This window comes from Henriciella pelagia (assembly GCF_002088945.1).
GTDB classification, from domain to species: domain Bacteria; phylum Pseudomonadota; class Alphaproteobacteria; order Caulobacterales; family Hyphomonadaceae; genus Henriciella; species Henriciella pelagia.
This window is the reverse complement of record NZ_NCSU01000006.1, coordinates 202,851-226,959: the sequence shown is the minus strand read 5'-3', so window position 1 is coordinate 226,959 and position 24,109 is coordinate 202,851. Positions and strand designations below refer to the sequence as shown.

Below are 24,109 nucleotides of genomic sequence, written 5' to 3'. Positions count from 1 at the left end.
CGTTCAGCCCCCATTAAAGCGGCATAATGTATGCATGCATGGGTTGACCGCTCCGACCGTGACTGTCCAAATGGCAATTGAGGGACTGGGGCCATTGCCTGTGACTTTTTGGTCGCAGGTTTGTCGAGTATCGAGTAGATTGGCCGCCATGGATGACACCCGCCCCCCCCGCCCAGAGTCGCTCCCGACCGTGACGCCGATCCAGTCGGCGCCCGCCCCATCGCGCCATCTGGCCGCTCTGGAGGAGGCCCGCGACAGGGGCCGCGCCTTTGGCTGGCTTGGCCTGGGCCTTGCCCTGGCATGGTGGATCGCCGCCTTTGGTGGCGTCGTCGCGCTGGTCGGGCTCGACCAATTGTCGGAATATTCCGCTGCCGTTGTGGCCGCTGGCGCAGTTGCGCTCGCCATTCCGGGTTTCATGATCCTGCTGGCCGGCATGCTCGCGCGTGAGAATGCCCGCGCCGCTTCAACCAATGCCGTCGTGCTGGAAGCGGCTGCCCGCCTGCTGACACCGATGGAGAAAGCCGGGTCTGATGCGACGGTGTTTGCCGATCACATGAAGAAATCGGCCGCCGAAGTTGACCGGTCCATGGCGCACGCGCTCTCGGCCATGAAAGCGATGGCCGGCGAGATTTCCGATGAAAGACAACGCCTTGAGAGCGTTTCATACGTCACCGCGGATAATGCCAAGGATCTCTCCGGACGGCTTGGCGAAGAGCGCAAGGCGCTTGAAACGCTGGCGTCTGATATTCGCAAGCAGACCGAAATGATGGGCGAGGCGATCCCGCGCCAGGCCGCGCAGATGCGCGACTCGGCCCGTGCGGCAGCGTCCGATATCGCCCAGGCCGACCAGGCCCTCGAAATCCGTCTGGAAACCCTGAACTCGGCCAGCGCAAGCCTGACCGAGAAAGTCGCATCGCTCGACACAATGTCGGTCGAGGCCGCCAAGCGCAGCGAGGAGCTGATCTTCGCCGTGACGCGCATGGAAGAGAAGCTGGAACAGTCCCGCAAGATGGTCGAGCAGGCCCTTCGCGCCGGCGAAATGGTGGCCGCAAGTGCATCCACCACCGGTGACCGGCTGACCGATGCGGTCAATTCGGCCCTGGAACGCGCCCGCCTCGCATCCCGCGACATCCAGGCAGAGGCGCTGGAAGCGTCCGAAAAGGCTGCGAAGTCGCTTGCGGCGCTGAAGGCGGCAAGCCTGGATGCCACCGCCGCAGCGCGCCAGCTACAGGCTGAAGCGAGCCTGAACGACGCCCATGCCCACACATCTGTATCCCGTCTCGAAGTATCGCCAGACCCTTACCTGCACGAGGAGCGCGCAAGCCAGCCGGCACAGCCGACCGCTTCGCGCGGCCCATCGCAGCCAACGCTGGAGGAAGACGATGTCTTCGATCAGCCGACTGCGATGAGCACGCAACAGGATCGTGCACCGCAGCCTGTGAGCGATGATGGCGACCTTTTCGAAGCACCGGACAAGCCCCGTCAGGCCAGCCCTGCCGCGACGCCTGCTCCGCATGCCGTTGAAGCGGTGAATGAGAATGAAGCCGAGCGCGCTCCGTCTCCTAGCGAACCGGTCCAGTTCCGCCGCCGCGCGAGCGACCGCACGCCAAACTATCTGAAGCCGGTCGGCGGTCGTCAGGCGGCCAACCTCGCTGCTGCCGAAGACTATGCTGAAGACGAAGAGGCCGAGAACCTGACCGATGACATCGTCGAGGAACAGGTTGAGGAAGAGATTGATATCGAAACGGCAGTCGAACCGGCCCCGGACGCCCCTGCTGCGATGCAAGTTGCCGAACCGCGCGTCGACCGTCAGCAGTGGCGGGATATCATCGCGGACATGGAGCGCGACGAGCACGAGGCCCTGCCGCGCGAAGAGAATGCTGAAGAAATCATCCACCGGCTGATGGATTCCGGCATCCGTCTCGGCGAAATCTTCCGCCCCCGCGACAAGAAACGTATCGCCAACGCCGCAAGAAAGAGCGAAGGCTTGCGGCGCAAGGCCATTGTCGATGCTGCCTCCCGCCAGGTCCAGCGCGTACAGAAGCGCCTCGATGCCGATCGGGAGCTGATGTCCATGGCCCGCGAATTCCTCACCATGGAAGAGCCTGACGCCCTGATGGCACTCGACAAGACCTGCCACTCATCGAAATCGGCGAGCCCGCGACTGTCTGCCTTCTTGCTGATTGATGCTGCGCTTGGCTAGGTTTGTCCGGCCATCATTCTTGCCGGAGACAGACATGAAACGGTTATTCTCGCTCGCCCTTGTCGCGTTGATGACGCCAATGATGGCGCTCGCCCAGTCGGCAACCATGTACCGGACGCCCTATTGCGGCTGCTGCTTGGGCCATGCGGACTATCTGCGCAGCCTCGGATTTGAGGTCGACATTGTCGAGCTGCAGCCAGAAGCCCTCGCGGCAATGAAGGCCGGGCATGCCATCCCGGCAGCGCAGCAAGGCTGCCACACGCTGATGGTCGAGGGCTATGTCGTTGAAGGCCATGTGCCCGTAGAGGCGATCAACAAGCTGCTCGAAGAGCGTCCGGACATCGTCGGCATTAGCCTCCCAGGCATGCCCATGGGTTCGCCGGGCATGGGCGGACAGAAGGCGGAGCCATTCAAGGTGATGGTCATCGGCGAAGACGACGAAATTTTCGCGATCATCTAGGTTGGCATCATGGCCATCAAGGCACCGAACCTGACCTTCGATCGGATTCAGGCGGCGCGCGCCAGAAGTTCGCTGGAAGACGAGATTGCGCAGGAGCGGGCCGCTGCACTCGGACGCGCCGGACGGGCACTCGCCAGGGCCGTCGCAGCCCTTGACGACAGGACGCGGAACGAAGACCGCGAAACCCTGCTCCTCGACGCGGCCGAAAAGGCTCAGGGCTATTTCATCCAGCGCGAAATGCTGGGCATTCGTGACCACAGCGAAATCATTCGGGAATATGAGATCCCGAGCGCCGTTATCGGGCGCATCGGTATCATGCGCCGGGTACATTCACGCACCCACCACTAGCAGCGATCCCTATTTGCGGAAGAAGCGAGCCACGCCGAACAGGCCGGCAAGCAGCGAGCCGATCCCGCCCAGCACCATGAACAGCGGATCAAACTGGTCGGCGGCGGCAATCACCTGGCCGAGCCGCGAGACCTTCACCTCGACATTGTCAGAGAAGGTGCGGATGGGTAGCGCTTCATTGTTTTCCAGCGCGAAAAGTTCGATCCGCAGGGTCTGCATGCCGGTTTCGAGCGGCGTTACTTTCCAGCGCCAGACATTTTCCGTCACCGTCGACACGGTCTGGATGGATGGCGAAATCGGCTGAATGTCGAACGCCGGGCCGGACAGGATGGCCTGCGCCTTTTCCAGCACCTGAGCTTCTCCCTCGACAATATTGCCATCGCCGGGAAGCGCATCGGCTGCGGTCGTGTCGCCCGTTGCATCGAGGGCGACCGTAACCTCGAAGCTTCGATTGTAACGCGCCGAGGATGGGGTTTCGTGTGCGATGGGTACATTGCGCAGACGGCTCATCATGCTGCTGCGCGTGCTGGCTGTCGAGAAAGTGTCATCGTCGCTCGCGGCGCGGAAGGACTCAGCGGGCGCTGAATGCATCTCCACCGATTTCGGGGCGGACTCGTCTACCGCTTCGGACGGTTGCACCACGCCGACGTAACGCATGGCGCCCCATCCAACCAGGGCGAGGCCTGCGAGTACCAGAAGCAGGGAAATGAACCTGATCATGAGAGCGTCCCCTTCTTGCCTGTCCGGGAGGTGCGGACATCATGTTCACTCTATTGGGGAGCCTTGTCCAGCCAGCCTGAATCCCCGCTGAACGGCGGGTTGCCTAGACCATCCGCTCCTTGGTGGCGGTGAATTTGAGGTCGGGATTCTTTTCCTGCGCATAGCCGACATCCCAGGCATTCTTGGCGAGATAGACGGGCGCGCCATCGAGGTCGACGCCTGTGCTGCCGCGGTTCTTTTCAAGAAAGGCTTCGAGCTTGGCCGGGTCGTCAGACGCGATCCAGCGCGCGACATTGTAGGCGGCCTGTTCGAAGACGACTTCCAGATTGTATTCGGCAGCAACCCGCTCTGCCATCACGTCAATTTGCAGCGCGCCGACGGCGCCAACAATCATGTCCGAGCCAAGCGACGGGGTGAAAAGCTGGGTGACACCCTCTTCCGCGAGGCTTTCGAGCGCCTTGCGAAGGTGTTTCGACTTCATCGGGTCCTTCGGACGCGCGCGGCGCAGGATTTCCGGCGCGAAGTTCGGAATGCCCTGGAACTTGATGTCGCCATTCTCGCTCAAACTGTCGCCAACGCGCAGCTGGCCATGGTTCGGCACGCCGATCACATCGCCAGCATAGGCAGTCTCGGCGATCTCGCGGTCCTGGGCGAGAAACATGAGCGGATTGTGGATATTGATCTGCTTGTTCTCTGTCGTCTTGAGGCGCATGCCGCGCTTGAACTCGCCCGAGCACAGGCGAAGGAAGGCCACGCGGTCGCGGTGGTTCGGGTCCATATTCGCCTGGATCTTGAACACGAAGCCGGCAACAGGCTTGTCGGCGCGGTCGATGGTGATCTTCTGGCCGTTCTTTTCGGCCGTCTGCGGGCGCGGTGCTGGCGCGAATTCGGCGAGGGTGGAGAGCAGCTCGTTCACGCCGAAATGGCGCAGCGCCGAGCCGAACACGACAGGCGTCATGTGCCCTTCGCGAAAGGCCTGTTCATCAAAGTCCGGCAGGGCTTCAGAGGCGAGGTCTGCGCCCTCTTCCAGCTCGTCCATCACCATCGCATCAAGCGTGTCGCGCGCTTCCTGCATGCCAATGCGGTCGCTTGGGCCGGGCTGAACGCCCTCTTCGGCGGTTTTCTTGCGGAAGGAAACGAAGTCACCCTTGCGCAGATCCTTCATACCGGAAAAACGCTGGCCCGACGCAGCCGGCCAGTAAAGCGGCGAGGTGTCGAGCTGCAGCTTGTCCTGGATCTCGTCGAGAAGCTCCAGCGGGTCGAGCGCCTCTCGGTCCATCTTGTTGATGAAGGTGATGATTGGAATATCTCGCATGCGGCAGACTTCGAACAGTTTCAACGTCTGCGGCTCGATACCCTTCGCTGCGTCGAGCACCATGACGGCAGAATCCGCCGCCGTCAGCGTGCGGTAAGTGTCTTCGGAAAAGTCTTCGTGGCCCGGCGTGTCGAGCAGGTTGAACATTAGATCATCATGTTCGAACGTCATCACCGATGCGGAGACGGAGATGCCGCGGTCGCGTTCGATCTTCATCCAGTCCGAGCTGGTACGGCGGCGTTCACCGCGCGCGGCGACCTGGCCTGCAAGGCGGATCGCACCGCCGGCCAGAAGCAGGTTTTCGGTCAGCGTCGTCTTGCCGGCGTCCGGGTGCGAAATGATGGCGAATGTGCGCCTGCGGGCGGCTTCTTCTGCGGGGGTCGAACTCATGCGCGCCGATTAGAAGGGAACGCAAGGTTTGTCGAGGTGGCAGACGAAGTTGGCTCACCAGCGCTATTGCCTTCACAAGCGAGCTGCGACTAGTTTTGCCGGAAATTCAAAGGGAGTCGGGCATGTCAGATCAGAGCACTGCGAGCGTGCAGAAAGGTTTTCTCGGCTGGGTCGAGAAAACGGGCAACAAGTTGCCAGACCCGGTCTTCATCTTCTTCTACCTGATCATCGCGCTGATGATCATCTCGCAGATCTGCGCATGGCTTGACGTTTCCGCCTTCCATCCCAGCCTCAAGAATCCTGATGGCACGCCGCAGCTTGAAGAGGCTGTCAGCCTTTTCGCGCCGGAGAATATCCAGCGGCTCTGGGTCGAGATGCCGGCCACATTCACCCATTTCCACCCGCTCGGCTATGTGCTTGTCGTGATGCTGGGCGCGGGCGTGGCAGAGCGCTCCGGCCTGTTCGGCAGCGCCATTCGGGCCGCCGTGCGCGGTGCGCCGAAAGCCATGCTGACACCGCTCGTCGCGCTGATCGCGATGCTGTCCAATCATGCGGCCGATGCAGGCTATGTCGTCATGATCCCGCTCGCGGCCATCATCTTTGCATCTGCGGGACGTCATCCGCTCGCAGGGATCGCAGCCGCGTTCGCAGGCGTGTCCGGCGGTTTCTCGGCAAATATCACTCCGGGCCAGCTCGACGCGCTTCTGTTTGGCATCACCGAAAGCGCCTATGGCGCCAGCAACATCGACGCTGGCTGGGCGGTGAACTTTGCGGGCAACTGGTACTTCATTGGCGCCCTGCTCTTCATCTACCTGCCCGTCATCTGGTTTGTTACAGACAAGGTCATCGAGCCTCGCCTCGGCAAGTGGAAGCCGGATGCCGGCAGCGACATGCAGAATTATGGCGATGAGGACAAGCCGCTCACCGAGGGCGAGCGCAAGGGGCTTGGCCGCGCAGGCCTTGCAATTCTTGGCGTCGCCGCCCTCTGGGTGTTCATGACGGTCGGGCCGGGCACCCCGCTTCTGGCGGACGGCCCCGGCAATGAGGACGCCGCCTGGTATGTGCAGGCCGGACCGCTCTTCCGGTCTCTGGTCGCCGCCTTCCTGATTATTTTTCTGGCCGCCGGCTGGGCCTATGGCTCGGCCGCCGGGACGATCAAGAACCATCGCGACCTCGTCGAGATGATGGCGAGCGGCATGAAGGACATGGCCTACTACCTCGTCCTCGCCTTTGCCGCCGCGCACTTCGTGGCGATGTTCGGCTGGTCGAACCTCGGCCTGATCACCGCTGTGCACGGCGCCGACGCGATCCAGAATAGCGGCCTGCCGCTGCCGGTTGTGCTGGGGCTGATCGTGTTGTTCTCGGCGGCTCTGAACCTGTTTGTCGGCTCGGCGAGTGCGAAATGGGCGCTCCTCGCGCCGGTGCTTGTGCCAATGCTGATGCTGGTCGGGATCAGCCCGGATGGCGCAACAGCCGCCTATCGTGTGGGCGACGGCGCGACCAATATCATCACGCCGCTCATGGTCTATTTCCCGCTGATCCTGGTCTTTGCCCAGCGCTGGCAGAAGAATTTCGGCCTTGGCAGCCTGACGGCGATGATGATCCCTTATTCGGTCTGGATGCTGATCACTGGCGTCATCCTGATGATGGTCTGGCTGTTCCTCGGCATAGATCTTGGACCAGGCGCACCAGCGCACATGGAAATCCCGGGGTCGAATTAGGAATCAGCCTAGCTGAGCGCGCGGCGAGGCTCTGTCCCGATTTGCGGTGCGGAGCCTTCGTCATTCGCGGCACCCCGGGCATAGACCTCGAGAACCTGATGCGGAATGATCTTAAGCTGGGGCTCTGTTGAACCATCTTCAGCCTGGCGCAGGATCAGGCTGTTGGCCCCCGTCCGCGCGATAATCAGCGAGGCGAGGTCGCACGCTTCCTGATAGTCGACGCCGCGAACAAAAAAGCGCGCCTGTTCGAGACGCGCATGGACAAAATTGACAACATCTTTCGCACGAAAGGCATGCGGCTTCCCGCAGCCCATTCGACGCCATCGGCGTTCCAGACGCATCTCTGGAATGTCCACATCGACAATCTGATCGTTTAGCAGAAACAACATCTGCCCGGACCCCCGATAAGCCTTGAGACCATGTGTCAGCGATTTGGTCTTAACAGCCGGTTACCGGGGCATGCTGGCGCGAGACCGAGGGGTGGCCTAGACGCCGTGAATTTCGCCAGCGGCCGCTTCAGCCTTCACCCATTTTATGAAGGCGCGAACGTCTTCGGAAAGGTGGCGCCCCTTCGGCCAGACCAGCCAGTAGCCGAAGTCGATGCTGGTCGAACCATCGGCAAAGGGCGCGACCAAACGGCCTGCCGCCATGTCGGACGAAGCGATGGCGCGCTTGGCGAGAACAACGCCCCGCCCGGAGGCCGCCGCTTCAATCGCGAGCGATGACTGGTTGAACCGCGGCCCGCGTGTCGCGTCTATGCCGCTTGTCACACCGCGAGCCGCCAGCCAGCTTGTCCAGTCCGGACAGGACGGATCTTTCTCTGTGCTCTCATCATGGATCAGGGTGTGCCTGGCGAGGTCTTCCGGCTTGCGGATCGCGTCGGAGCCTTCGAGCAGGCGCGGCGAGCAAACCGGAAGTACGGTTTCATCCATCAGTTTTTCTGACTTTAGCCCCTCATAGTTGCCCCGCCCGTAACGGATAGCGAAGTCGGCATCGGCCGTGGTGAAATCTGTGATCGTCATGTCAGCCGACACCCAGGCTTCTATTCCCGGATTTGACAAGTGGAACCGGTCGAGCCGGGTCGCCAGCCATTTTGCGGCAAAGCTTGGCGCGCAGGACACCATCACCCTGCCCTTGCGTGCGGGCTGCTGCATGATGCGACCAGATTCAGCTATCTTCGCAAACGCTTCGCGTACAAGTGGCAGGCTCGCTTGCGCGGCATCGGTCAGCAGAACACTGCGCCCCGTGCGCTTGAACAGCGGCGTACCAGCATACTCTTCGAGTTGGCGGATGTGCTGCGAAATGGCGCCCGGTGTCACGTTGAGTTCGTCTGCAGCCTTGCTGAAAGAGAGCCGGCGGGCAGCAGCTTCGAAGGCGCGTAGCGCATTCAGAGGAGGAAGGCGGTCATTATTGTCGGCCATCTTGCGGGCCCTTCATAGTTTATCTAAACGATCGGATCAGGGGTCTACGCTTGCTGAGAGGGGCCCACAAGCCCCATTTTCCTAGCCTGAGAACGATACTGCGAGAAGCGACCCCTCCCATGCGCCAGTTTCCAGCCTTCTTCCTGATGGATGATGCCCATGTGGTCATCTTCGGCGATGGCATCAATGCTGAGCGCAAGGCGAGGCTTGTCGCCAAGACGAATGCCAGCATCCGTCTGATTACCGATACTGCTCCTGACTGGGCAGCGGAGTATCGCGACCGGCTGGAGATGTTCAGCAGTGACCAGGCGGAAAATGCCCTGTTCGGCGCGCGATTTGCCATTGTTGCACTCGACGGTGACGCAGAGGCCGAAGCAGCCGTAGCGCTGGCGCACGCGCAGGGTGTCCCGGTCAATGCGGTCGACCGCAAGCATCTCTGCGACTTTACGGTGCCGAGCATCCTTGATCGCGGCGACATTGTTGCAGCCGTCGCGACAGGCGGCGCCGCGCCGGTACTCGCAAAGGATATTCGCGCAAAGCTTGAGACGCTGTTGCCCGAACGGATCGGAGACCTCGCATCCCTCGCCCAGCGCTGGCGCCCCGCCGTCAAGGCGGCGATCGAAGATGAAACGCGCCGTCGCCATTTCTGGGAGAGCACCCTTCGCGGCGCTGTGGCCGAAGCCGTCCATGCTGGCGATGACGCACGCGCCGAAGCGCTGATGGCAGAAACGCTGGAGCAGTTCAGCCAGTCAGACCAGACCCCGGTCGGCGCTGTCCACATTGTGGGGGCCGGCCCTGGCGACCCGGAACTGCTGACGCTGAAGGCTTTCCGCCTTATCCAGCAGGCCGATATTGTATTCTACGACAAGCTTGTCTCGCCCGAAATCCTCGACATGGTGCGCCGCGACGCCGAGCGCGTGCCCGTCGGAAAATCCAAGGGCGAACACCTCGTGCCACAGGATGGTATTCACGAACTCTTGATCGCTGCAGCGCGCGAAGGAAAGCGCGTTGTCCGCCTGAAGGGCGGCGATCCGTTCATTTTCGGGCGCGGCGGAGAGGAAGTCGACGCGCTCCGCGAAGCTGGCATAGAGGCCGATGTCGTACCCGGCATCACGTCTGCGCTCGGTTGTGCCGCCTCGGCAAGGCTGCCCTTGACCCATCGCGACCACGCCCAGTCCGTCACCTTTGTGACCGGACACGCGCAAAAAGGCGGCGTGCCGGATCTCGACTGGCCCGCCCTCGCCAGGCCGCACCAGACCGTCGTCGTTTTCATGGGCGTCGGCACCGCAGGCATCATTTCGGAAAAGCTGCGCGAAGCCGGCCTTCCGGGCGATACGCCGGTCGCTGTCATCGAAAACGGAACTCGCGAGAACGAGAAACGCGCCTTCGGCCAGATCGCCGACCTCTCCAGCGTCATCGAAGCGCGCGGTATCAAGGGCCCGGCCCTGCTGATAATCGGCGCGGTCGCAAGCCTTCCGCGAGAAGCACAAACCCTCATCATTGAAAAGGCGCTGGCATGACGTCCGTCCGTCCAAAACTCAAACCGGAGCAACCCAAGACCGTCACCGCGTGGGAAACCGCGACGGGCCGCGTCGTCTGGATGAACCAGTCCGGCGAATGGACCAATGATCCATCGGACATCGGCGTGTTCACCGGCGAAGACGCTGAAGCGCGCCTCAAGCAGGCCGCAAGCGATGAAGGACGGGTGACCGATCCGTATTTCATGGAAGTTTCTGACAATGGCGATATAGCCGGACGCGAGACCCTGCGTGAGTCCATTCGCGCCAACGGTCCGACCGTTTAACTCGAGCCACAAAGAGCACCAGAATGATCCGCATTTACGGCGACAGCATTTCAGGCAACTGCCTGAAAGTGAAATGGGTCGCAGAACGCCTCGGCATTGAGCATGAGTGGGTCGAGATCGACATCATGAAGGGCGAGACGCGCACAGACGCGTTTCTTGCCATCAACCCGTTCGGGCAAGTCCCAGTTGTCGAATTCCCGAACGGGAAAACGCTTGCCCAGTCGAATGCCATCATCTCTTACCTGGCAGATGGCAGCGATCTTGTTCCGGAAGACAGCTTCGAACGCGCAAAGGTGCTGGAGTGGCAGTTCTGGGAGCAATACTCACACGAAACGGCCATCGCGGTTCGCCGTTTCCAGAAGCACTATGAAAAGAAATCCGACGAGGAAATCGATCCGCACCTGATGGGCAAGGGGCGCCGTGCGCTTGGCCGGATGGAGCTTGCCCTGCTCGGCAATGAGTGGATCGCAGGCGGCGAGGCAATGACGCTCGCCGATATTTCCCTTCTCGCTTATACCCGCCTCGCCCATGAAGGCGGGTTTGACGTGTCCGAGTTTCCGGCCGTCCAGGCCTGGATTGCGCGCTGCGAGCGCGAACTCGGCCTTCCCCATCTCCACGAGGTAACTGATGTATAGATATGATGAGTTTGACGCTCAGATCGTCCGCGATCGCGTTGAACAGTTCAGGGGCCAAGTGGCCCGCCGCCTGTCGGGCGAGCTGAAGGAAGACGAGTTCAAGCCACTGCGCCTGCAGAACGGCGTCTACCTGCAGCTGCATGCCTACATGCTGCGGATCGCGATTCCGTATGGCCAGCTGAACCCGACGCAGATGCGCAAGCTGGCGCGGATCGCCCGCGTATACGACCGCGGCTATGGCCACTTCACGACCCGCCAGAATGTGCAGTTCAACTGGGTCGCGCTGAAGGATATTCCCGACGTGCTGGCGGAACTGGCCGAAGTCGAGATGCACGCCATCCAGACCTCCGGCAACTGCATCCGCAACACGACGAGCGACCATTTTGCAGGGGCTGCCAAGGATGAGATCATGGATCCGCGTCCATGGTGCGAGATCATCCGCCAGTGGTCGACCTTCCACCCGGAATTCGCCTTCCTTCCTCGCAAGTTCAAGATTGCGGTGACGGCCGCCGAGCACGATCGCGCAGCGATCCGTGTCCACGATATCGGCCTGCACATGCGCGAGCGCGGCGGCGAGGTTGGCTTCGAAGTCCATGTCGGCGGCGGCCAGGGCCGCACGCCCCATGTCGCGGCGAAGATCGCGGATTTCGTGCCCGAAGCCCAGCTTCTCGATTATCTCGAGGCGATCATGCGGGTCTATAACCGCTTCGGCCGCCGCGACAACAAGTACAAGGCGCGGATCAAGATCCTTGTTTCCGAAACCGGCGAGGAAGAGTTTACCCGCCTTGTCGAGGCGGAGTTCGCAGCCCAGCGCGACGCCGAGAAGATTGCGCTGCCTCAGGCAGAAATCGACCGTATCCACGCCTATTTCGCGCCGCCAGAACTGCCGGAGCGCCCGGAAGCGGCGCAGAAGCTTCACGATGCAATGGCGCAGGACGATACCGGCCTTGCCCGCTGGGTGCGCGTCAATACGCATCCGCACAAGGTGAATGGCTACACGTCCATCACGATCAGCCTGAAGCCGAATGGCGTCGCCACGGGCGATGCGACGGACGCGCAGATGATGGTCGTCGCTCACCTTGCCGAGACCTACGGGCATGATGATGTACGCGTCACGCATACGCAGAATCTCATCCTGCCGCATGTTGCCCTCGATGACCTGCCTGCAATTTATGCCGAGCTGAAAGCTGCCGGGCTCGCAACGCCGAATGAAGGGCTGATCTCGGACATGATTGTCTGCCCGGGCCTCGACTATTGCAACCTCGCCAATGCTCGCTCCATTCCGGTGGGCATGGCCATTCAGGACGCCTTTACTGATCCGGACGACCAGGAAGATATTGGCAAGTTCCACATCAATATTTCCGGCTGCATCAATGCCTGCGGACACCACCATGTCGGCCATGTCGGCATTCTCGGCGTCGACCGGAAAGGTGAGGAATACTACCAGATCACGCTTGGTGGCCGCGCTGACGAGAAGGCCCGGATTGGAGACATTGCCGGCCCGGGACTGAAAGCCGACGAAGTGCCGGACGCGCTGAAGCGGATCGTCAATCGCTACCGCGAACTGCGTACCAGCAAGGATGAACCCTTCATCGAAACCTTCGAACGTGAAGGCATGGAACCATTCAAGGAGGCGATCTATGCCGCTCATTAAGGATGGCCGCGAAATCGACGATGTCTGGGCATTCCTGCCAGACGATGCGCCCCTGTCTCCTGGTGGTTGCATTACAGTGTCGCTGGGCCGCTTTCGCAGCGAAACCGAGCTCCTGCTCGCCCGCAATACAGACGTGGGCGTGCGCCTCGAGCCGGCCGATGACCCGCACGAACTGGAGGAGTTTCTCGACAGGCTCGCCCTGATCGAGGTGAGTTTCCCGAAATATACCGATGGTCGTGGCTACTCGCAGGCGCAGCTGCTTCGCCGCCGCCTGGGGTATCAGGGCGAGCTTCGCGCGGTGGGCCACGTGTTAAGAGATCAGATTCTCTATATGAACCGTTCAGGGTTCGATGCTTTCGAGACCGAGCGCGCTGACCTACCTAGTGTTGTAGAGGCGCTGAATGAATATTCCGCGTTCTATCAACCCGGCGCGGACGGCTCCGTTTCAGTGTTCGCCCGCCGCCACCAGAAGGATTAGAGGCGCTTTATGCCCTATGCGGACTACGAAACACGGGCGGCACAGCCTGTCGACGAGCGGCTTGCCCGTCTGAACGGCGAACTTCGCGACGCTTCCGCGACGACAATCCTGCGCGTGTCGTTCCTTCGCGAGTGGGAAAACAAGATCACCTATGTGTCGAGCTTTGGTGCCGAAAGCGCAGTCATGCTCGCGCTGATCGCGGACGTGGCACCTGACCTTCCGATCGTCTTCCTTGAAACCGGCATGCACTTCCCGCAGACGCTGGACTACAAGGAAGAACTGACCGAGCGGCTCGGCCTGACCAATGTGCGCGACATTCCGCCCAGCGAAACCGAGCGCAAGATTCTCGACCCGAAGAACACGCTCTGGAAATCCGATCCCGACGCCTGCTGCGCACTGCGCAAGGTGCGTCCGCTTGAGCCGGCACTCGAAGGGTTCGATGCCTGGATCACCGGTCGCAAGCGCTTCCATGGCGGTGCGCGCCTAAGCCTCCCCGTCTTTGAGTTTTCTCAGGGCCGGTTCAAGGTGAACCCGCTGGCAAGCTGGACCCAGGATGATGTGAACAGCTTCCTTGAGCGGCGCAATCTGCCCAAGCATCCGCTGGTCGCCCAGGGTTATCCCTCGATTGGCTGCTGGCCGTGCACCAAGCCGGCCGCAGATCCGGGCGACATCCGCTCGGGCCGCTGGGCTGGACAGGCGAAAACCGAGTGCGGCCTGCATGTCGACAAGACGGAACGCCCGCGCGTTTTCTGATCCAGAGGGACCAAACCCGCCCCGGAATTATTGAAAAACGATAACATTCCTCTTATCTTTATTCTTCGAGGAAGGATGAGATGAGAGGTTTTTTGTCGTGACGCTGACCATTCCCGAAGCGCTGATGCTGCTATCGCGCAAGAATGATACGGGCGAGAAGCAGGGCCAGTTTGTGGAGTATGCGCTGGCTGGGGGCGCGCTGGTCGAACTTGTATTGCGCAAGCGTCTGGTGCCGCAGGACGAGGCAGCGAAGAAGTTCAATCTCGTTGATACAAGCCCAACAGGCGACAGCTTTCTCGATGGCTGCCTGGCCGTTCTCGAATCCAGAGGGTCGGGGCGGACCGCAACGCGCTATGTGCAGTGTCTCGCCGGCAAGTCAAAGCTGATGCGCGAGCAGGCAAAATCCCTTGTGCGCAAGGGCGTCCTGGAAGAACGGGAAAAGTCTTTCCTCATATTTAACTGGACCAATTACCCGGAACGCGACAGCGCGCCCGAGGCGCTGATGGTGCAGCATCTTGAGAAGGCGATTGCTGGGGATATTGCTTTGTCCACACAGGATCGCGCCGCAATCGCGCTCGCCGACAAGACGGGCCTCTTGCGCAAGAATTTCGACAAGGCGCTCCTGTCTGCCAACAAGAAGCGCATCAAGTCGATTGCCAAAGGTGCGGAAGGCCCGACGAAAGCCGCGATGAACGCGATTGATGCCGTAATTGCGTCGATTGCGGCGTCGACAGCCGCCGTTGCTGCAGCGGGGGCATCCAGCGGCTGACAGCAATGCGGTAATTGCAGATTCTGATGGTGTTGTAATGGAACCCATCTTTTTCCTGCCAGATTTTTCTGCGATGTTGGAACCATGAAACAAATCGCACGTTGCTATCTGGTTTCCCTCCTCCTCGCCCTTCTCCCGGCCAGCTTCGCCTCCGCGAAATCGGCCGATGAAGCGATGGGCGCTGACCTCTGGGGTGAAGCACTCGCCGCGAAAGCCGCCCATCAGGAGCGGATCAAGAATGACGACATGATGATCGTCATCGATTATGGAAAGCATTCAGGCGAGCCGCGCTTCTTCCTGATCGACATGACAACCATGCAGGCAGAAGCCTTTCTGGTCTCGCATGGCCGCGGCTCTGACGCCGATCATGACGGGATCGCCGACACTTTTTCAAATGTCATGGGGTCGAAGATGACCTCGCTCGGCACCTATGTCACCGCTGAAACCTATTATGGAAAGCACGGCCTGTCGCTTCGACTCGACGGTCTCGACAAGGAAAATTCAAGGGCACGCGATCGTGCGATCGTCATCCACGGCGCAGATTATGTCACGCCAGACCGCACCAAGATGGGCCGCAGCTGGGGCTGCCCCGCGCTGGAGCGCAAGGTGGCCGAGCGTCTCATTCCGGCCATTGCCAATGGCGTTCTGATCTATATTCGCGGCGACGCACCAAACCAGCAATATGCAAGCGTCGGCAAGGCCAAGGGGTCGCGCTAACCTGCCTTCTCCTCGCGAATTCAGACGCCGAGATTGTCGATCAGACGCGTCGAGCCCATCCAGGCCGCCGCCAGCAACCTGCACCCCTGCCCTTCGGACAGCGGACCATCCGGCAAGTCCTGCAAGGTCGCAGGATCGACGGCGCTCACATAGTCCAGTTTTGAGAAACCTGCCGTAAGAATGGACGTCCTCGCTTCTCTGACCGCTGTCTCGACAGGTGCGCCGATCCGGATGCGTGCGGCGGCCCGGTGCAGGGCAGAATGGATCTCGCTGGCGCGTGTGCGCTCTTCCTCGCTCAGATAGGCATTTCGCGAGGACTGGGCGAGACCGTCCGCATCACGCCAGGTCCTGCCGCCGATGATCTCGATCCCGAAGCCGAGGTCGCGCACCATGCGTTTGATGATCTGCAGCTGCTGGTAATCCTTCTCTCCAAACACGGCGACGTCCGGCTGCACATGGATGAAGAGCCGCGCCACAACAGTCGCGACGCCATAGAAGAAGTGAGGCCGGTAGATGCCATCCAGCAGGTCGGACATCTGCTCAACGCGCACATTGGTGAGGGAGCCTTCCGGATACATCTCCTCGACACTCGGACAATAAACGAGATTGCAGCCCGCTGCGCTGAGGCGGGCGACGTCCCCTTCCTCGTCTCGCGGATAGCGGTCGAGGTCTTCGCCCGGCGCGAACTGGGTCGGATTCACGAAAATGCTCGCCACGACGCACTGACATTTATCCCCAGCTTTTTCGACGAGCGAAATGTGGCCGTCATGCAGTGCGCCCATCGTGGGTACGAACCCGATTTTCTTGCCTTTTTGCCGTTCTGCCGCCACCGCGTCGCGCAGCTCAGCACGCGTCCTGACGATCCTGGCCGTCTGATTGTTCACTTGGAGAAGCCTCCGAATTCTGATTTCGTAAACGACCTGTTAACCATTTCGCTTGATTTGTTCACTTATGAGAAAGCTCATCATGCCTCGACTGAAAGCCATGCTGGCGGTTGCCAGCCTCTCCTCTTTCACCCGCAAGGCTGCCAAGCCTCGCGCCGATTTCGCGCATGAGCCTATCCGGCGTCCGCTCGATGATTGCAAGGCCGATGTGCAAGATGACTGGCTGTTCGATGCTGACCATGAGCGCTCCGCACATAGCGACGCGCTGAATGCACTGAGCGCCTCTCTCGGGCGACTGCGTGAAGCGATTTCGCGAGTCTCGGTCGAATCGCCGATCGTGGTTGAAGCTGAGCCGGCCATGAGCCTTGGCCAGATGAGTTTCGACAGCGATCTCTTCGATGGCGAGCCGATGATGGTCCACGCCCATGAGGCAAGCCCTTTCGATACTCTTCTTTTCGACGAACAGGCGTCGACCGTTTCCTATGCAGGTAAAGCGGACACTCAGGGCCTGTTCCGTCAGGCAGCCTGATTTTGAACCGTATCCGTGACGCACGGCGAATGTGGAGTAACCCCGAATGCCAGCAGATGGATTCAGAACGGTGGATGCGCCGGATAGTCCGTTGACATTGCGGCAGTCGCCAGAGGGCGAGTGCCGCGTCATCGTTGTAGGCAATGAAAAAGGCGGCGCCGGCAAATCGACTGTGTCGATGCACCTGGCGGTCGCCCTGATGCGCATGGAGCAGCGGGTCGGCATTATCGACCTTGATGTACGCCAGCGCACCCTCACACGCTATCTCGAGAACCGCCTGCGCTGGATGCAGTCGACGGGCTCCAAGCTTCCAATGCCGGAAATCATCCGGGTGGACGCCAGCACCGAACGAGATCTCGATACGGCTGAGCGTGAGGAAACCGAACGCCTGATGGGCGCGATCGAGCGCCTGAAGCAGGTCAGCGACTTCATCATCATCGATGCGCCAGGCGGCGACACATTCCTGTCGCGCCTCGCTCATACGAGCGCGGACACGCTGATCACGCCGCTGAATGACAGCTTTGTGGACTTCGACCTGCTGGGCGATGTGAACCCCCAGACGCTGGAAGTGATCCGGCCGAGCTTCTATTCCGAAATGGTCTGGAACTGCCGCAAGAAAAAAGCACAGGCGTCGCGCAAGCCGATTGACTGGGTTGTCATGCGCAACCGCGTCTCACCGCTTGAGGCACGCAACAAGCAGAAAGTCGGCGAAGCGCTTAGCAATCTGTCCAAACGGATCGGGTTCCGTCTTGCGCCCGGCCTGTCGGAGCGCGTGATCTATCGTGAGCTCTTCCCGGCCGGACTGACGCTTCTGGATCTCACAGAACGCGGCTCCAATGTCGCTTTCACAATGAGCCATGTTGCAGCCCGTCAGGAGCTGCGGGACCTTCTCATCCTGCTCCAGCTACCCAGCCTGGCCGGCGCGGAGATTGCTTTCTAGGAATTGCTGAACTCGTCCTGTTTGGATGAGTCAAAAACGAAGGGCGCTCCTGTCTGGAGCGCCCTTCCTTGTACTTGCCAAAAGGTGTGGCCGACGGCCTGCGCCCTACTCCGTCAAAGCCGGAACCAGTTCCTCGAAGGTACCGCTCTCATCGCCTTCACCGCGCGGATTATTGGCGTTGAAAACCTGCCCGTTCAGCATCGGCAGGGCGGCACCGTCCGGGTCAATCGGTGACTGCAGTGCGCTGAAGGCATAGCTTGCTTTCAGTTCGTCCGGCTCATTGTTCTCATCGAAGCTTTTATAGGCCGCCTCGATCAGGTCAGTGACGTGCGCGTCGCGCGATTTGGCGGTCGACCCGCCGAACATCACGGCGATCACTCGGCGTCCGTCCCGTTTGGCCGACGACATCAGATTGAAGCCGGAGGCGCGCGTATAGCCGGTCTTGATGCCGTCCACGCCGGCAACGTTCTTCAGGAGGTTGTTGTGGTTCTTGTAGGACCGTCCGCCCCAGGAAAAGCTGGCGCGTGAGAAATAGTGGTAATAGTCGGCATGGTCCTCGAGCAGGCGTTCGGCCAGAATTGCCATGTCCCGCGCCGTCGAAAGCTGGCGCGTGTCGGGCAGCCCCGACGCATTGCGGAAGGTTGTATTGTTCATGCCGAGGGATTTCGCCTTGGCGGTCATCAGGGTCGCGAAACGTGATTCGCTGCCGCCGAGTCGTTCTCCGACTGCCGCAGCAACATCATTCGCAGACTTCGTGACCAGCGCATCAATGGCATCACGGACGCTGATGGTCGAACCGGCCTTCAGACGAAGCGCCGATGGTGGCTGACTTGCGGCATGGCTGGAAACATGGATGCGTTCGTTGAGCGTGACCTCGCCGGACTTCAGCGCGTCGAACAACATATAGAGGGTCATGGCCTTGGTCAGGGATGCCGGAAAGCGCGGTTCATCTGCATGACGCGCGTGCAGCACTTCATTCGTGTCAGCGTCCACGACGATGGATGCATACTTCTCTGCAATCGCCGCAGGAGCCAATGCTATGAGCATGACCGCCGCACCTAATGCTGCCCGGATATTCTTCCCGCCAGCGAAAATAGCCATGTACGTCCCTCCGTTATAAACGTTACGAACCCCGGCCCTCCAGGGACTGGAGCATAGAGTGGCCTATTTCTATTATCCACCCGTTAAGAACATTTCCATGCAGGAACCATTCCGCTGCCCAAAAGTTAATTTTGTGCACTGCACAATAATATGTTGCATCCGCGAAGAGAATGCGCTATATACTGGTCATCGAAGGAGTTCACCATGGCTAAAACCGAAACCAACATGTTTGGAGCTTTTGCTCCAGAAAACCTTGTCAAAGCTTTCCCATTTGCTTCGTCTTTCGGCGACATGGGCAAGGACGCGATGACTGCAAGCTCCGAGAGCGCGAAAGCCTCTGTGAAGAGCTTCCAGGATGCAAGCGCTGCCGTGATGCGTCAGGCTCAGGACCGCATGAGCATGACCGTTGAAACCGGCAAGACGCTGGCCGGCGCGAAGACCGTTGAAGAAGCAATGGAAATCCAGTCTGACTTCATGAAAACCGCTTTCAAGGCCCATATGGACGGCCTCAGCGAACTTGCTGGCATCTATTCCAGCGCCATGAAGGATTGCATGGAGCCATTCGCCGGCTACACGAAGGACATGATTGCAGAGACCAAGAAAGCCGCCACGAAAGCGAAAGCTTCCTAAGCGCTTCACCGATTCTGAACGGATCCCGAGGGGCCGGCTGTATCGACAGCCGGCCCCTTTTCGTTTCAGGCATTCATATCCTGCAGCAAGTCTGCAAAGATGAAGCTCCAGCCTTTTGCGAGCACACCATGGCAACCGACATCCGGACGATTGAACGCCCCTCATCGCCAAACACCTATCTGATGGCACCCCAAGGCTACTGCTCGACAGCACAGCCGGATGCCGACAGTCCGGTTTTCGATGCCAGCGCCGAAGTGCTGTTCGACGCCCTGCTCGGCTACATTGCAAACCAGTCGGGCTGGAAAATTACAGAGGCTGATCGCGCCCACTGCCATATCGACCTTGTCGCTGCCACGAAACTTCTCAAATTCAAGGATGATGTGACCATAGACACACTGATTGTGGAAAATATGCCGGGGAAATCCAGATTGGCCATCTATTCACGCTCGCGAGTCGGTTATCATGACTTTGGAGCGAACAGAAAACGTGTCAGCAAACTGGTGAAGGCAATTGAAGGCGAACTGGGAATTTCAGCTTGAACAGTAAGCGCCCTTCCGTCAGGCTTAAAATTGCCCCATCGCGACCATATCTTGGGACCATGACCGCTAGAAACTACAGACCGAGACTTTCCGATCCGGACGACCCGAAAGGGCCAGCCCGGACCGATGATGATAAAGGGACCGGTCTTGCGACGGAAACGCGGGTCAAGACGAAGAAACCGTCAATGTACCGCGTGCTGCTCCTGAATGACGACTACACGCCGATGGAATTTGTGGTCTTCATACTGGAACAGTTCTTCAACAAGAGCCGTGAGCAGGCGACACGCATCATGCTTCATGTGCACCAGAAAGGCGTCGGTGTCTGTGGAGTGTACACTTTCGAAGTCGCTGAGACGAAAGTGGCCCAGGTCATGGACCTGGCGCGACGTAACGAACATCCTCTGCAGTGCACGATGGAAAAGGAGGATTAGAACATATGCCTTCGCTGACCGATAGCCTAGAAAGCGCACTCGAAAAGGCTCTTAACCTGGCCGGCGAGCGCTCTCACGAGTACTCAACGCTTGAGCACTTGCTGCTCGCACTGACTGAAGACACGGACGCGGTCGAAGTGATGACCGCCTGCAAGGTCGACATCAAGCAGCTGCGCGAGGCGCTGACCCAGTATATCGATGAAGAGCTTTCCAGCCTGATCACCGAAAATCCGGGTGCCAGCGTGCAACCCACAGCGGCCTTCCAGCGCGTCGTGCAACGCGCGATCCTGCACGTCGAAAGTTCCGGCCGCGACGAAGTCTCAGGCGCGAATGTGCTCATCTCGATTTTCTCCGAGCGCGAAAGCCATGCCGCATACTTCCTGCAGGAGCAGGACATGACCCGCTATGACGCGGTGAACTTCGTTTCGCACGGGCTTGCAAAATCGCCCGGCATGTCACGCAGCTCCACCCCGCGCGGCGCTGAGGAAACCGAACAGCAGAGCAAGCCTGGCCCGGCCAAGGAGGCGCTCGAAGCCTATTGCGTGAACCTCAACGAGAAGGCCATGCAAGGCAAGATCGACCCTCTGATCGGCCGCAACTTCGAGATTGAGCGCTGCATCGAAGTGCTGTGCCGCCGCTCCAAGAACAATCCGATTCTGGTGGGTGATCCGGGCGTCGGGAAGACGGCCATTGCCGAAGGTCTCGCCAAGAAGATCGTAGATGGCGAAGTTCCGGAAATTCTGGAAGACGCCACGATCTGGGCGCTCGACATGGGCGCACTCCTGGCCGGCACCCGCTATCGCGGCGACTTTGAGGAGCGCCTCAAGGCCGTGATGAAAGAGATAGCAGAGCAGGAAAAAGGTATCCTGTTCATCGACGAAATTCACACGGTAATTGGTGCTGGTGCGACCTCTGGCGGCGCGATGGATGCGTCCAACCTGCTGAAGCCCGCCCTGCAGAGCGGCGAGGTTCGCTGCATGGGATCGACCACCTTCAAGGAGTACAAGCAGCACTTCGAGAAGGACCGGGCCCTTGCCCGCCGGTTCCGCAAGATCGATGTCGTTGAGCCGACCGTGCCGGACGCCGTCAAGATCCTCACCGGCCTCAAGCCGACCTTCGAGGAGTTCCACGGCCTTCGGTACACGAATGAAGCGATCAAGGCGGCTGTCGAACTGTCTGCCCGCTACATCACCGACCGCAAGCTGCCGGACAAAGCCATCGACGTGATCGACGAAGCGGGCGCGACGCAGTGGCTGGTCCCTGAAAGCCGCCGCCGCAAGCAGATTGGCGTGCGCGAGATCGAGGCGATCATCGCCAAGATCGCCCGCATCCCGCCGAAACAGGTCACCAAGGACGATGCAACCGCGCTAAAGAATCTTCAGCCGGACCTCAAGCGCGTTGTCTACGGCCAGGATGAAGCCATTGAGGCGCTTTCGTCTTCGATCAAGCTCGCCCGGGCTGGCCTGCGCGAACCGAACAAGCCAATCGGCTCTTACCTCTTCACCGGCCCGACCGGCGTCGGCAAGACCGAGGTGGCCCGCCAGCTCGCCTCCATCATGGGCGTCGAGTTGCTGCGCTTCGACATGTCGGAATATATGGAGCGGCATACCGTCTCCCGGCTGATCGGCGCGCCTCCGGGCTATGTCGGTTTTGACCAGGGCGGCCTGCTTACCGATGGCGTGATGCAGCATCCGCACTGCGTGCTCCTGCTCGATGAGATCGAGAAGGCGCATCAGGACCTGTTCAACATCCTGCTTCAGGTCATGGACAATGGTTCGCTGACGGATGCGAATGGCCGCAAGGTCGACTTCCGGAACGTGATCCTGATCATGACGACGAATGCCGGCGCAGCAGACGCAGCGAAGAACTCCATCGGCTTCGGCCGCGGCAAGAAGCAGGACGAGCAGGAAGACGCCCTGAAACGCCTGTTCACGCCGGAGTTCCGCAACCGTCTCGACGCGACCATCACCTTCGGTGGCCTCACGCCAGAGATCATCGAGCGCGTGGTCGAGAAGTTCGTGCTGCAGCTCGAAGTTCAGCTGGCTGACCGCAATGTCACGATCGAACTGTCTGACGATGCGCGCGACTGGCTCGCCAAGCGCGGCTTCGATGAGGAGTTTGGCGCACGGCCTCTGGCACGCACCATCCAGGAGCATGTGAAGAAGCCGATGGCCGAGGAACTCCTCTTCGGTAAGCTTGCCAAGGGCGGCGCGGTGAAGATCTCGGTCGACAAGAAAGACCCGGAAAAGCTCGCCTTCCAGTTCATCGAGGACAAAGGCAAGAAGCAGAAGCCGAAGAAGAAAAAGGATAATCCGGAACAGGTCGACTGATAGGCGTATACTTCACAGCCCTCATGGTGAGCGAAACCGAACCAAGAGGGCGAGCGGGAAATATCAAAACCCTCGTCCTTCGACTTCGCTCAGGATGAGGGTTTTTTATTGCGCGCTGATCACCAGACCATCGCGTCTTTCAGCTTGGCATGCAGGTCCGGCGGAATGCCCTCGCCTGCGCTGCCGGCCTTCAGGTCCGATGGGGCTTCGCTGGCTTTCAAATATCGCCAGCCCTGAAACGGACGTTTGGGCATGGGGTCGACGGGAACAATTTCTGGGTCGAGCACCAGTTCGCAAGCTCGCTTGCCGTGCCGGTCGTCGATGATGCGCATGTCGGTTAAAGACTGGCGGACCTGGATGACCCCCTTGATCACCCAGTAGATCGAGCCGCCATCGAGGAGTTCATCAATCCGCTTGGGCACCATGCGCGTATGATGAACGGGCGCGGGCAGCGTCTTCATCAGGCGCTTTTGCCAGTTGATCAGGTCGCTGACGTCTTCTGCGCCAACGCAAAGTTTCACCATGTTCAAGGCCACGAGGGAAAGTTTAGCGCTCTGCGAGCGTTCGGCCAGAGGCGCGTTGCTGCTGGGCTTCAAATTTTTCTTCGGCGTCGGGACTTGAGAAGAAAAACTCGATGGACGTCACCGTTGCCATGTAATCGCGGTTGATCGTCTGAAAGCCGCCCTTGCCTTCAAAGCCCATTGTATAGGCCACGATGTAGGACAGGCCCCATGTCGGGTCGCTCTCGAGGAAGTAGGACTGCTGAAACCGGGTGAGCCGTCCACCATCCGGGCCGCGAACCGAACGCGGCAGGCTGTAATCGAGGCGGAGGAACCGGCCGGACACCGGGTCCAGCCAGGCATCGGCATCGACGCGCTCTGCGATCCAGACGTCGAGTTCGCCATCATTCAGGGAAGGCTTGTGCTTGAAGCGGACGCGCCAGGCGGCTCCGAAGTCCTGCACATCGACCTGCTGGCCAACGCTCGGTCGCAGATCATCCGGAAAGAGGCGGCCATCGGGCGCCGGTTCGCTTGCCCAGGCAGCGACGGCTTCATCAAGATCGTCATCCTCGCCGCGCGCCTCGAGCAGCTCCCAGCGCTTTGCCCCCTGCTTGCGCGGATCAAAGCTGAACGTGCGGACCGCCTTCGGGCTCTTCAGGGTGACGGTGAAGGCGGCGCGGAACGTGTCCGGCGTTTCAGTGGCCTTCAGCGCGGCATCAACCGGCCCGCTTGATGCGGACAATTGATAGGCAAGCGAAACTATGAGTGCAGAGACCGGCAAACTACCCCTTCCAGCGCCATGTGTCGCGGCGCAATCCTCGGTGAATCAAAGACTAT

General features: G+C 60.3%; 26 protein-coding genes. 18 read left to right on the top strand and 8 right to left on the bottom strand.

All coding sequences use genetic code 11. The features are described from left to right. The first annotated feature begins 148 nt into the window (after positions 1-148). From B8746_RS02255 to B8746_RS02245, 3 genes are read left to right on the top strand one after another with little or no spacing between them, the layout of a single operon-like run. The gene (locus B8746_RS02255; protein WP_084391599.1) at positions 149-2,203 is read left to right on the top strand and encodes a hypothetical protein; all 2,055 of its coding nucleotides are present in this window, start codon (positions 149-151) and stop codon (positions 2,201-2,203) included. A 34-nt stretch (positions 2,204-2,237) separates the two neighbouring features. Further along, positions 2,238-2,663, top strand: coding sequence for a DUF411 domain-containing protein (locus B8746_RS02250; protein WP_084391598.1), 426 nt, complete (start codon positions 2,238-2,240; stop codon positions 2,661-2,663). A gap of 9 nt (positions 2,664-2,672) precedes the next feature. Continuing rightward, positions 2,673-3,011 (top strand): DUF6665 family protein, encoded by a 339-nt coding sequence (locus B8746_RS02245; protein ID WP_084391597.1) that lies wholly within the window; start codon positions 2,673-2,675, stop codon positions 3,009-3,011. Between the two features lie 9 nt (positions 3,012-3,020). Here the strand turns inward: B8746_RS02245 and B8746_RS02240 are convergent, their stop codons facing one another. Further along, a complete protein-coding gene (locus B8746_RS02240; protein WP_084391596.1) occupies positions 3,021-3,731 on the bottom strand; it encodes a hypothetical protein in 711 nt (236 codons plus the stop codon). 103 nt (positions 3,732-3,834) lie between these two features. After that, positions 3,835-5,436: a peptide chain release factor 3 gene (locus tag B8746_RS02235; protein WP_084391595.1), complete on the bottom strand. Its 1,602-nt coding sequence runs from the start codon at positions 5,434-5,436 to the stop codon at positions 3,835-3,837. Between the two features lie 122 nt (positions 5,437-5,558). Between B8746_RS02235 and B8746_RS02230 the strand changes: the two genes are divergently transcribed. Beyond that, complete coding sequence (locus B8746_RS02230) at positions 5,559-7,157, top strand: AbgT family transporter (protein WP_084391594.1); 1,599 nt, start codon at positions 5,559-5,561, stop codon at positions 7,155-7,157. 8 nt (positions 7,158-7,165) lie between these two features. On the opposite strand, the gene B8746_RS02225 is transcribed toward B8746_RS02230, so the two are convergent. Beyond that, positions 7,166-7,546: a hypothetical protein gene (locus B8746_RS02225; RefSeq protein WP_084391593.1), complete on the bottom strand. Its 381-nt coding sequence runs from the start codon at positions 7,544-7,546 to the stop codon at positions 7,166-7,168. A 96-nt stretch (positions 7,547-7,642) separates the two neighbouring features. After that, positions 7,643-8,578: a transcriptional regulator GcvA gene (gene gcvA, locus B8746_RS02220; RefSeq protein WP_084391592.1), complete on the bottom strand. Its 936-nt coding sequence runs from the start codon at positions 8,576-8,578 to the stop codon at positions 7,643-7,645. A gap of 119 nt (positions 8,579-8,697) precedes the next feature. Here gcvA and cysG point away from each other — a divergent pair, with 119 nt between their 5' ends. From cysG to B8746_RS02180, 8 genes are all read left to right on the top strand, one after another. Then, the gene (cysG, locus tag B8746_RS02215; protein WP_084391591.1) at positions 8,698-10,098 is read left to right on the top strand and encodes a siroheme synthase CysG; all 1,401 of its coding nucleotides are present in this window, start codon (positions 8,698-8,700) and stop codon (positions 10,096-10,098) included. Further along, positions 10,095-10,382, top strand: a complete 288-nt coding sequence (locus B8746_RS02210) for a DUF2849 domain-containing protein (RefSeq protein WP_084391590.1) — start codon at positions 10,095-10,097, stop codon at positions 10,380-10,382. Before cysG ends, B8746_RS02210 begins: the two co-directional genes overlap by 4 nt. Before the next feature lie 23 nt (positions 10,383-10,405). Next, complete coding sequence (locus B8746_RS02205; RefSeq protein ID WP_084391589.1) at positions 10,406-11,017, top strand: glutathione S-transferase family protein; 612 nt, start codon at positions 10,406-10,408, stop codon at positions 11,015-11,017. Next, entirely contained in the window at positions 11,010-12,671 is a 1,662-nt protein-coding gene (locus B8746_RS02200) for a nitrite/sulfite reductase (protein ID WP_084391588.1), read from the top strand. The genes B8746_RS02205 and B8746_RS02200 overlap by 8 nt, the downstream gene beginning before the upstream one ends. Next, entirely contained in the window at positions 12,658-13,149 is a 492-nt protein-coding gene (locus tag B8746_RS02195) for a DUF934 domain-containing protein (protein WP_084391587.1), read from the top strand. Before B8746_RS02200 ends, B8746_RS02195 begins: the two co-directional genes overlap by 14 nt. A 9-nt stretch (positions 13,150-13,158) precedes the next feature. Further along, on the top strand, positions 13,159-13,902 hold the full coding sequence (locus B8746_RS02190; RefSeq protein ID WP_084391586.1) for a phosphoadenylyl-sulfate reductase: 744 nt from the start codon (positions 13,159-13,161) through the stop codon (positions 13,900-13,902). A 97-nt stretch (positions 13,903-13,999) separates the two neighbouring features. Further along, positions 14,000-14,671, top strand: a complete 672-nt coding sequence (locus B8746_RS02185) for a GOLPH3/VPS74 family protein (protein ID WP_084391585.1) — start codon at positions 14,000-14,002, stop codon at positions 14,669-14,671. An 84-nt stretch (positions 14,672-14,755) separates the two neighbouring features. Continuing rightward, complete coding sequence (locus B8746_RS02180) at positions 14,756-15,388, top strand: murein L,D-transpeptidase catalytic domain family protein (protein WP_084391584.1); 633 nt, start codon at positions 14,756-14,758, stop codon at positions 15,386-15,388. Between the two features lie 20 nt (positions 15,389-15,408). On the opposite strand, the gene panC is transcribed toward B8746_RS02180, so the two are convergent. Continuing rightward, on the bottom strand, positions 15,409-16,272 hold the full coding sequence (panC, locus tag B8746_RS02175; RefSeq protein WP_188657377.1) for a pantoate--beta-alanine ligase: 864 nt from the start codon (positions 16,270-16,272) through the stop codon (positions 15,409-15,411). Positions 16,273-16,354: 82 nt separating this feature from the next. On the opposite strand from panC, the gene B8746_RS02170 reads away from it, so the two are divergent. Then, a complete protein-coding gene (locus tag B8746_RS02170) occupies positions 16,355-16,801 on the top strand; it encodes a hypothetical protein (protein WP_084391583.1) in 447 nt (148 codons plus the stop codon). Positions 16,802-16,847: 46 nt separating this feature from the next. After that, positions 16,848-17,741, top strand: coding sequence for a division plane positioning ATPase MipZ (locus tag B8746_RS02165; protein ID WP_084391582.1), 894 nt, complete (start codon positions 16,848-16,850; stop codon positions 17,739-17,741). 105 nt (positions 17,742-17,846) lie between these two features. On the opposite strand, the gene B8746_RS02160 is transcribed toward B8746_RS02165, so the two are convergent. After that, positions 17,847-18,842, bottom strand: coding sequence for a D-alanyl-D-alanine carboxypeptidase family protein (locus B8746_RS02160; RefSeq protein WP_084391581.1), 996 nt, complete (start codon positions 18,840-18,842; stop codon positions 17,847-17,849). 204 nt (positions 18,843-19,046) lie between these two features. Here B8746_RS02160 and B8746_RS02155 point away from each other — a divergent pair, with 204 nt between their 5' ends. The 4 genes from B8746_RS02155 (at position 19,047) to clpA (ending at position 22,772) form a co-directional block, all read left to right on the top strand. Beyond that, positions 19,047-19,472: a phasin family protein gene (locus B8746_RS02155; RefSeq protein WP_158084513.1), complete on the top strand. Its 426-nt coding sequence runs from the start codon at positions 19,047-19,049 to the stop codon at positions 19,470-19,472. A 128-nt stretch (positions 19,473-19,600) separates the two neighbouring features. Next, entirely contained in the window at positions 19,601-20,011 is a 411-nt protein-coding gene (locus B8746_RS02150) for a DUF1499 domain-containing protein (RefSeq protein ID WP_084391579.1), read from the top strand. Between the two features lie 59 nt (positions 20,012-20,070). After that, positions 20,071-20,442, top strand: a complete 372-nt coding sequence (gene clpS, locus B8746_RS02145) for an ATP-dependent Clp protease adapter ClpS (RefSeq protein WP_084391578.1) — start codon at positions 20,071-20,073, stop codon at positions 20,440-20,442. 5 nt (positions 20,443-20,447) lie between these two features. Then, complete coding sequence (gene clpA, locus B8746_RS02140) at positions 20,448-22,772, top strand: ATP-dependent Clp protease ATP-binding subunit ClpA (RefSeq protein ID WP_084391577.1); 2,325 nt, start codon at positions 20,448-20,450, stop codon at positions 22,770-22,772. A 119-nt stretch (positions 22,773-22,891) separates the two neighbouring features. Here the strand turns inward: clpA and B8746_RS02135 are convergent, their stop codons facing one another. Further along, complete coding sequence (locus B8746_RS02135; RefSeq protein WP_084391576.1) at positions 22,892-23,308, bottom strand: DUF1489 family protein; 417 nt, start codon at positions 23,306-23,308, stop codon at positions 22,892-22,894. Between the two features lie 10 nt (positions 23,309-23,318). Then, the gene (locus B8746_RS02130; protein ID WP_084391575.1) at positions 23,319-24,053 is read right to left on the bottom strand and encodes a hypothetical protein; all 735 of its coding nucleotides are present in this window, start codon (positions 24,051-24,053) and stop codon (positions 23,319-23,321) included. Positions 24,054-24,109 lie beyond the last annotated feature (56 nt).

Coding starts and splice junctions, on each gene's coding strand:
- B8746_RS02255 (WP_084391599.1), top strand. CDS start 149: ATGGATGACACCCGCCCCCCCCGCCCAGAGTCGCTCCCGACCGTGACG.
- B8746_RS02250 (WP_084391598.1), top strand. CDS start 2,238: ATGAAACGGTTATTCTCGCTCGCCCTTGTCGCGTTGATGACGCCAATG.
- B8746_RS02245 (WP_084391597.1), top strand. CDS start 2,673: ATGGCCATCAAGGCACCGAACCTGACCTTCGATCGGATTCAGGCGGCG.
- B8746_RS02240 (WP_084391596.1), bottom strand. CDS start 3,731: ATGATCAGGTTCATTTCCCTGCTTCTGGTACTCGCAGGCCTCGCCCTG.
- B8746_RS02235 (WP_084391595.1), bottom strand. CDS start 5,436: ATGAGTTCGACCCCCGCAGAAGAAGCCGCCCGCAGGCGCACATTCGCC.
- B8746_RS02230 (WP_084391594.1), top strand. CDS start 5,559: ATGTCAGATCAGAGCACTGCGAGCGTGCAGAAAGGTTTTCTCGGCTGG.
- B8746_RS02225 (WP_084391593.1), bottom strand. CDS start 7,546: ATGTTGTTTCTGCTAAACGATCAGATTGTCGATGTGGACATTCCAGAG.
- gcvA (WP_084391592.1), bottom strand. CDS start 8,578: ATGGCCGACAATAATGACCGCCTTCCTCCTCTGAATGCGCTACGCGCC.
- cysG (WP_084391591.1), top strand. CDS start 8,698: ATGCGCCAGTTTCCAGCCTTCTTCCTGATGGATGATGCCCATGTGGTC.
- B8746_RS02210 (WP_084391590.1), top strand. CDS start 10,095: ATGACGTCCGTCCGTCCAAAACTCAAACCGGAGCAACCCAAGACCGTC.
- B8746_RS02205 (WP_084391589.1), top strand. CDS start 10,406: ATGATCCGCATTTACGGCGACAGCATTTCAGGCAACTGCCTGAAAGTG.
- B8746_RS02200 (WP_084391588.1), top strand. CDS start 11,010: ATGTATAGATATGATGAGTTTGACGCTCAGATCGTCCGCGATCGCGTT.
- B8746_RS02195 (WP_084391587.1), top strand. CDS start 12,658: ATGCCGCTCATTAAGGATGGCCGCGAAATCGACGATGTCTGGGCATTC.
- B8746_RS02190 (WP_084391586.1), top strand. CDS start 13,159: ATGCCCTATGCGGACTACGAAACACGGGCGGCACAGCCTGTCGACGAG.
- B8746_RS02180 (WP_084391584.1), top strand. CDS start 14,756: ATGAAACAAATCGCACGTTGCTATCTGGTTTCCCTCCTCCTCGCCCTT.
- B8746_RS02170 (WP_084391583.1), top strand. CDS start 16,355: ATGCCTCGACTGAAAGCCATGCTGGCGGTTGCCAGCCTCTCCTCTTTC.
- B8746_RS02165 (WP_084391582.1), top strand. CDS start 16,848: ATGCCAGCAGATGGATTCAGAACGGTGGATGCGCCGGATAGTCCGTTG.
- B8746_RS02160 (WP_084391581.1), bottom strand. CDS start 18,842: ATGGCTATTTTCGCTGGCGGGAAGAATATCCGGGCAGCATTAGGTGCG.
- B8746_RS02155 (WP_158084513.1), top strand. CDS start 19,047: ATGGCTAAAACCGAAACCAACATGTTTGGAGCTTTTGCTCCAGAAAAC.
- B8746_RS02150 (WP_084391579.1), top strand. CDS start 19,601: ATGGCAACCGACATCCGGACGATTGAACGCCCCTCATCGCCAAACACC.
- clpS (WP_084391578.1), top strand. CDS start 20,071: ATGACCGCTAGAAACTACAGACCGAGACTTTCCGATCCGGACGACCCG.
- clpA (WP_084391577.1), top strand. CDS start 20,448: ATGCCTTCGCTGACCGATAGCCTAGAAAGCGCACTCGAAAAGGCTCTT.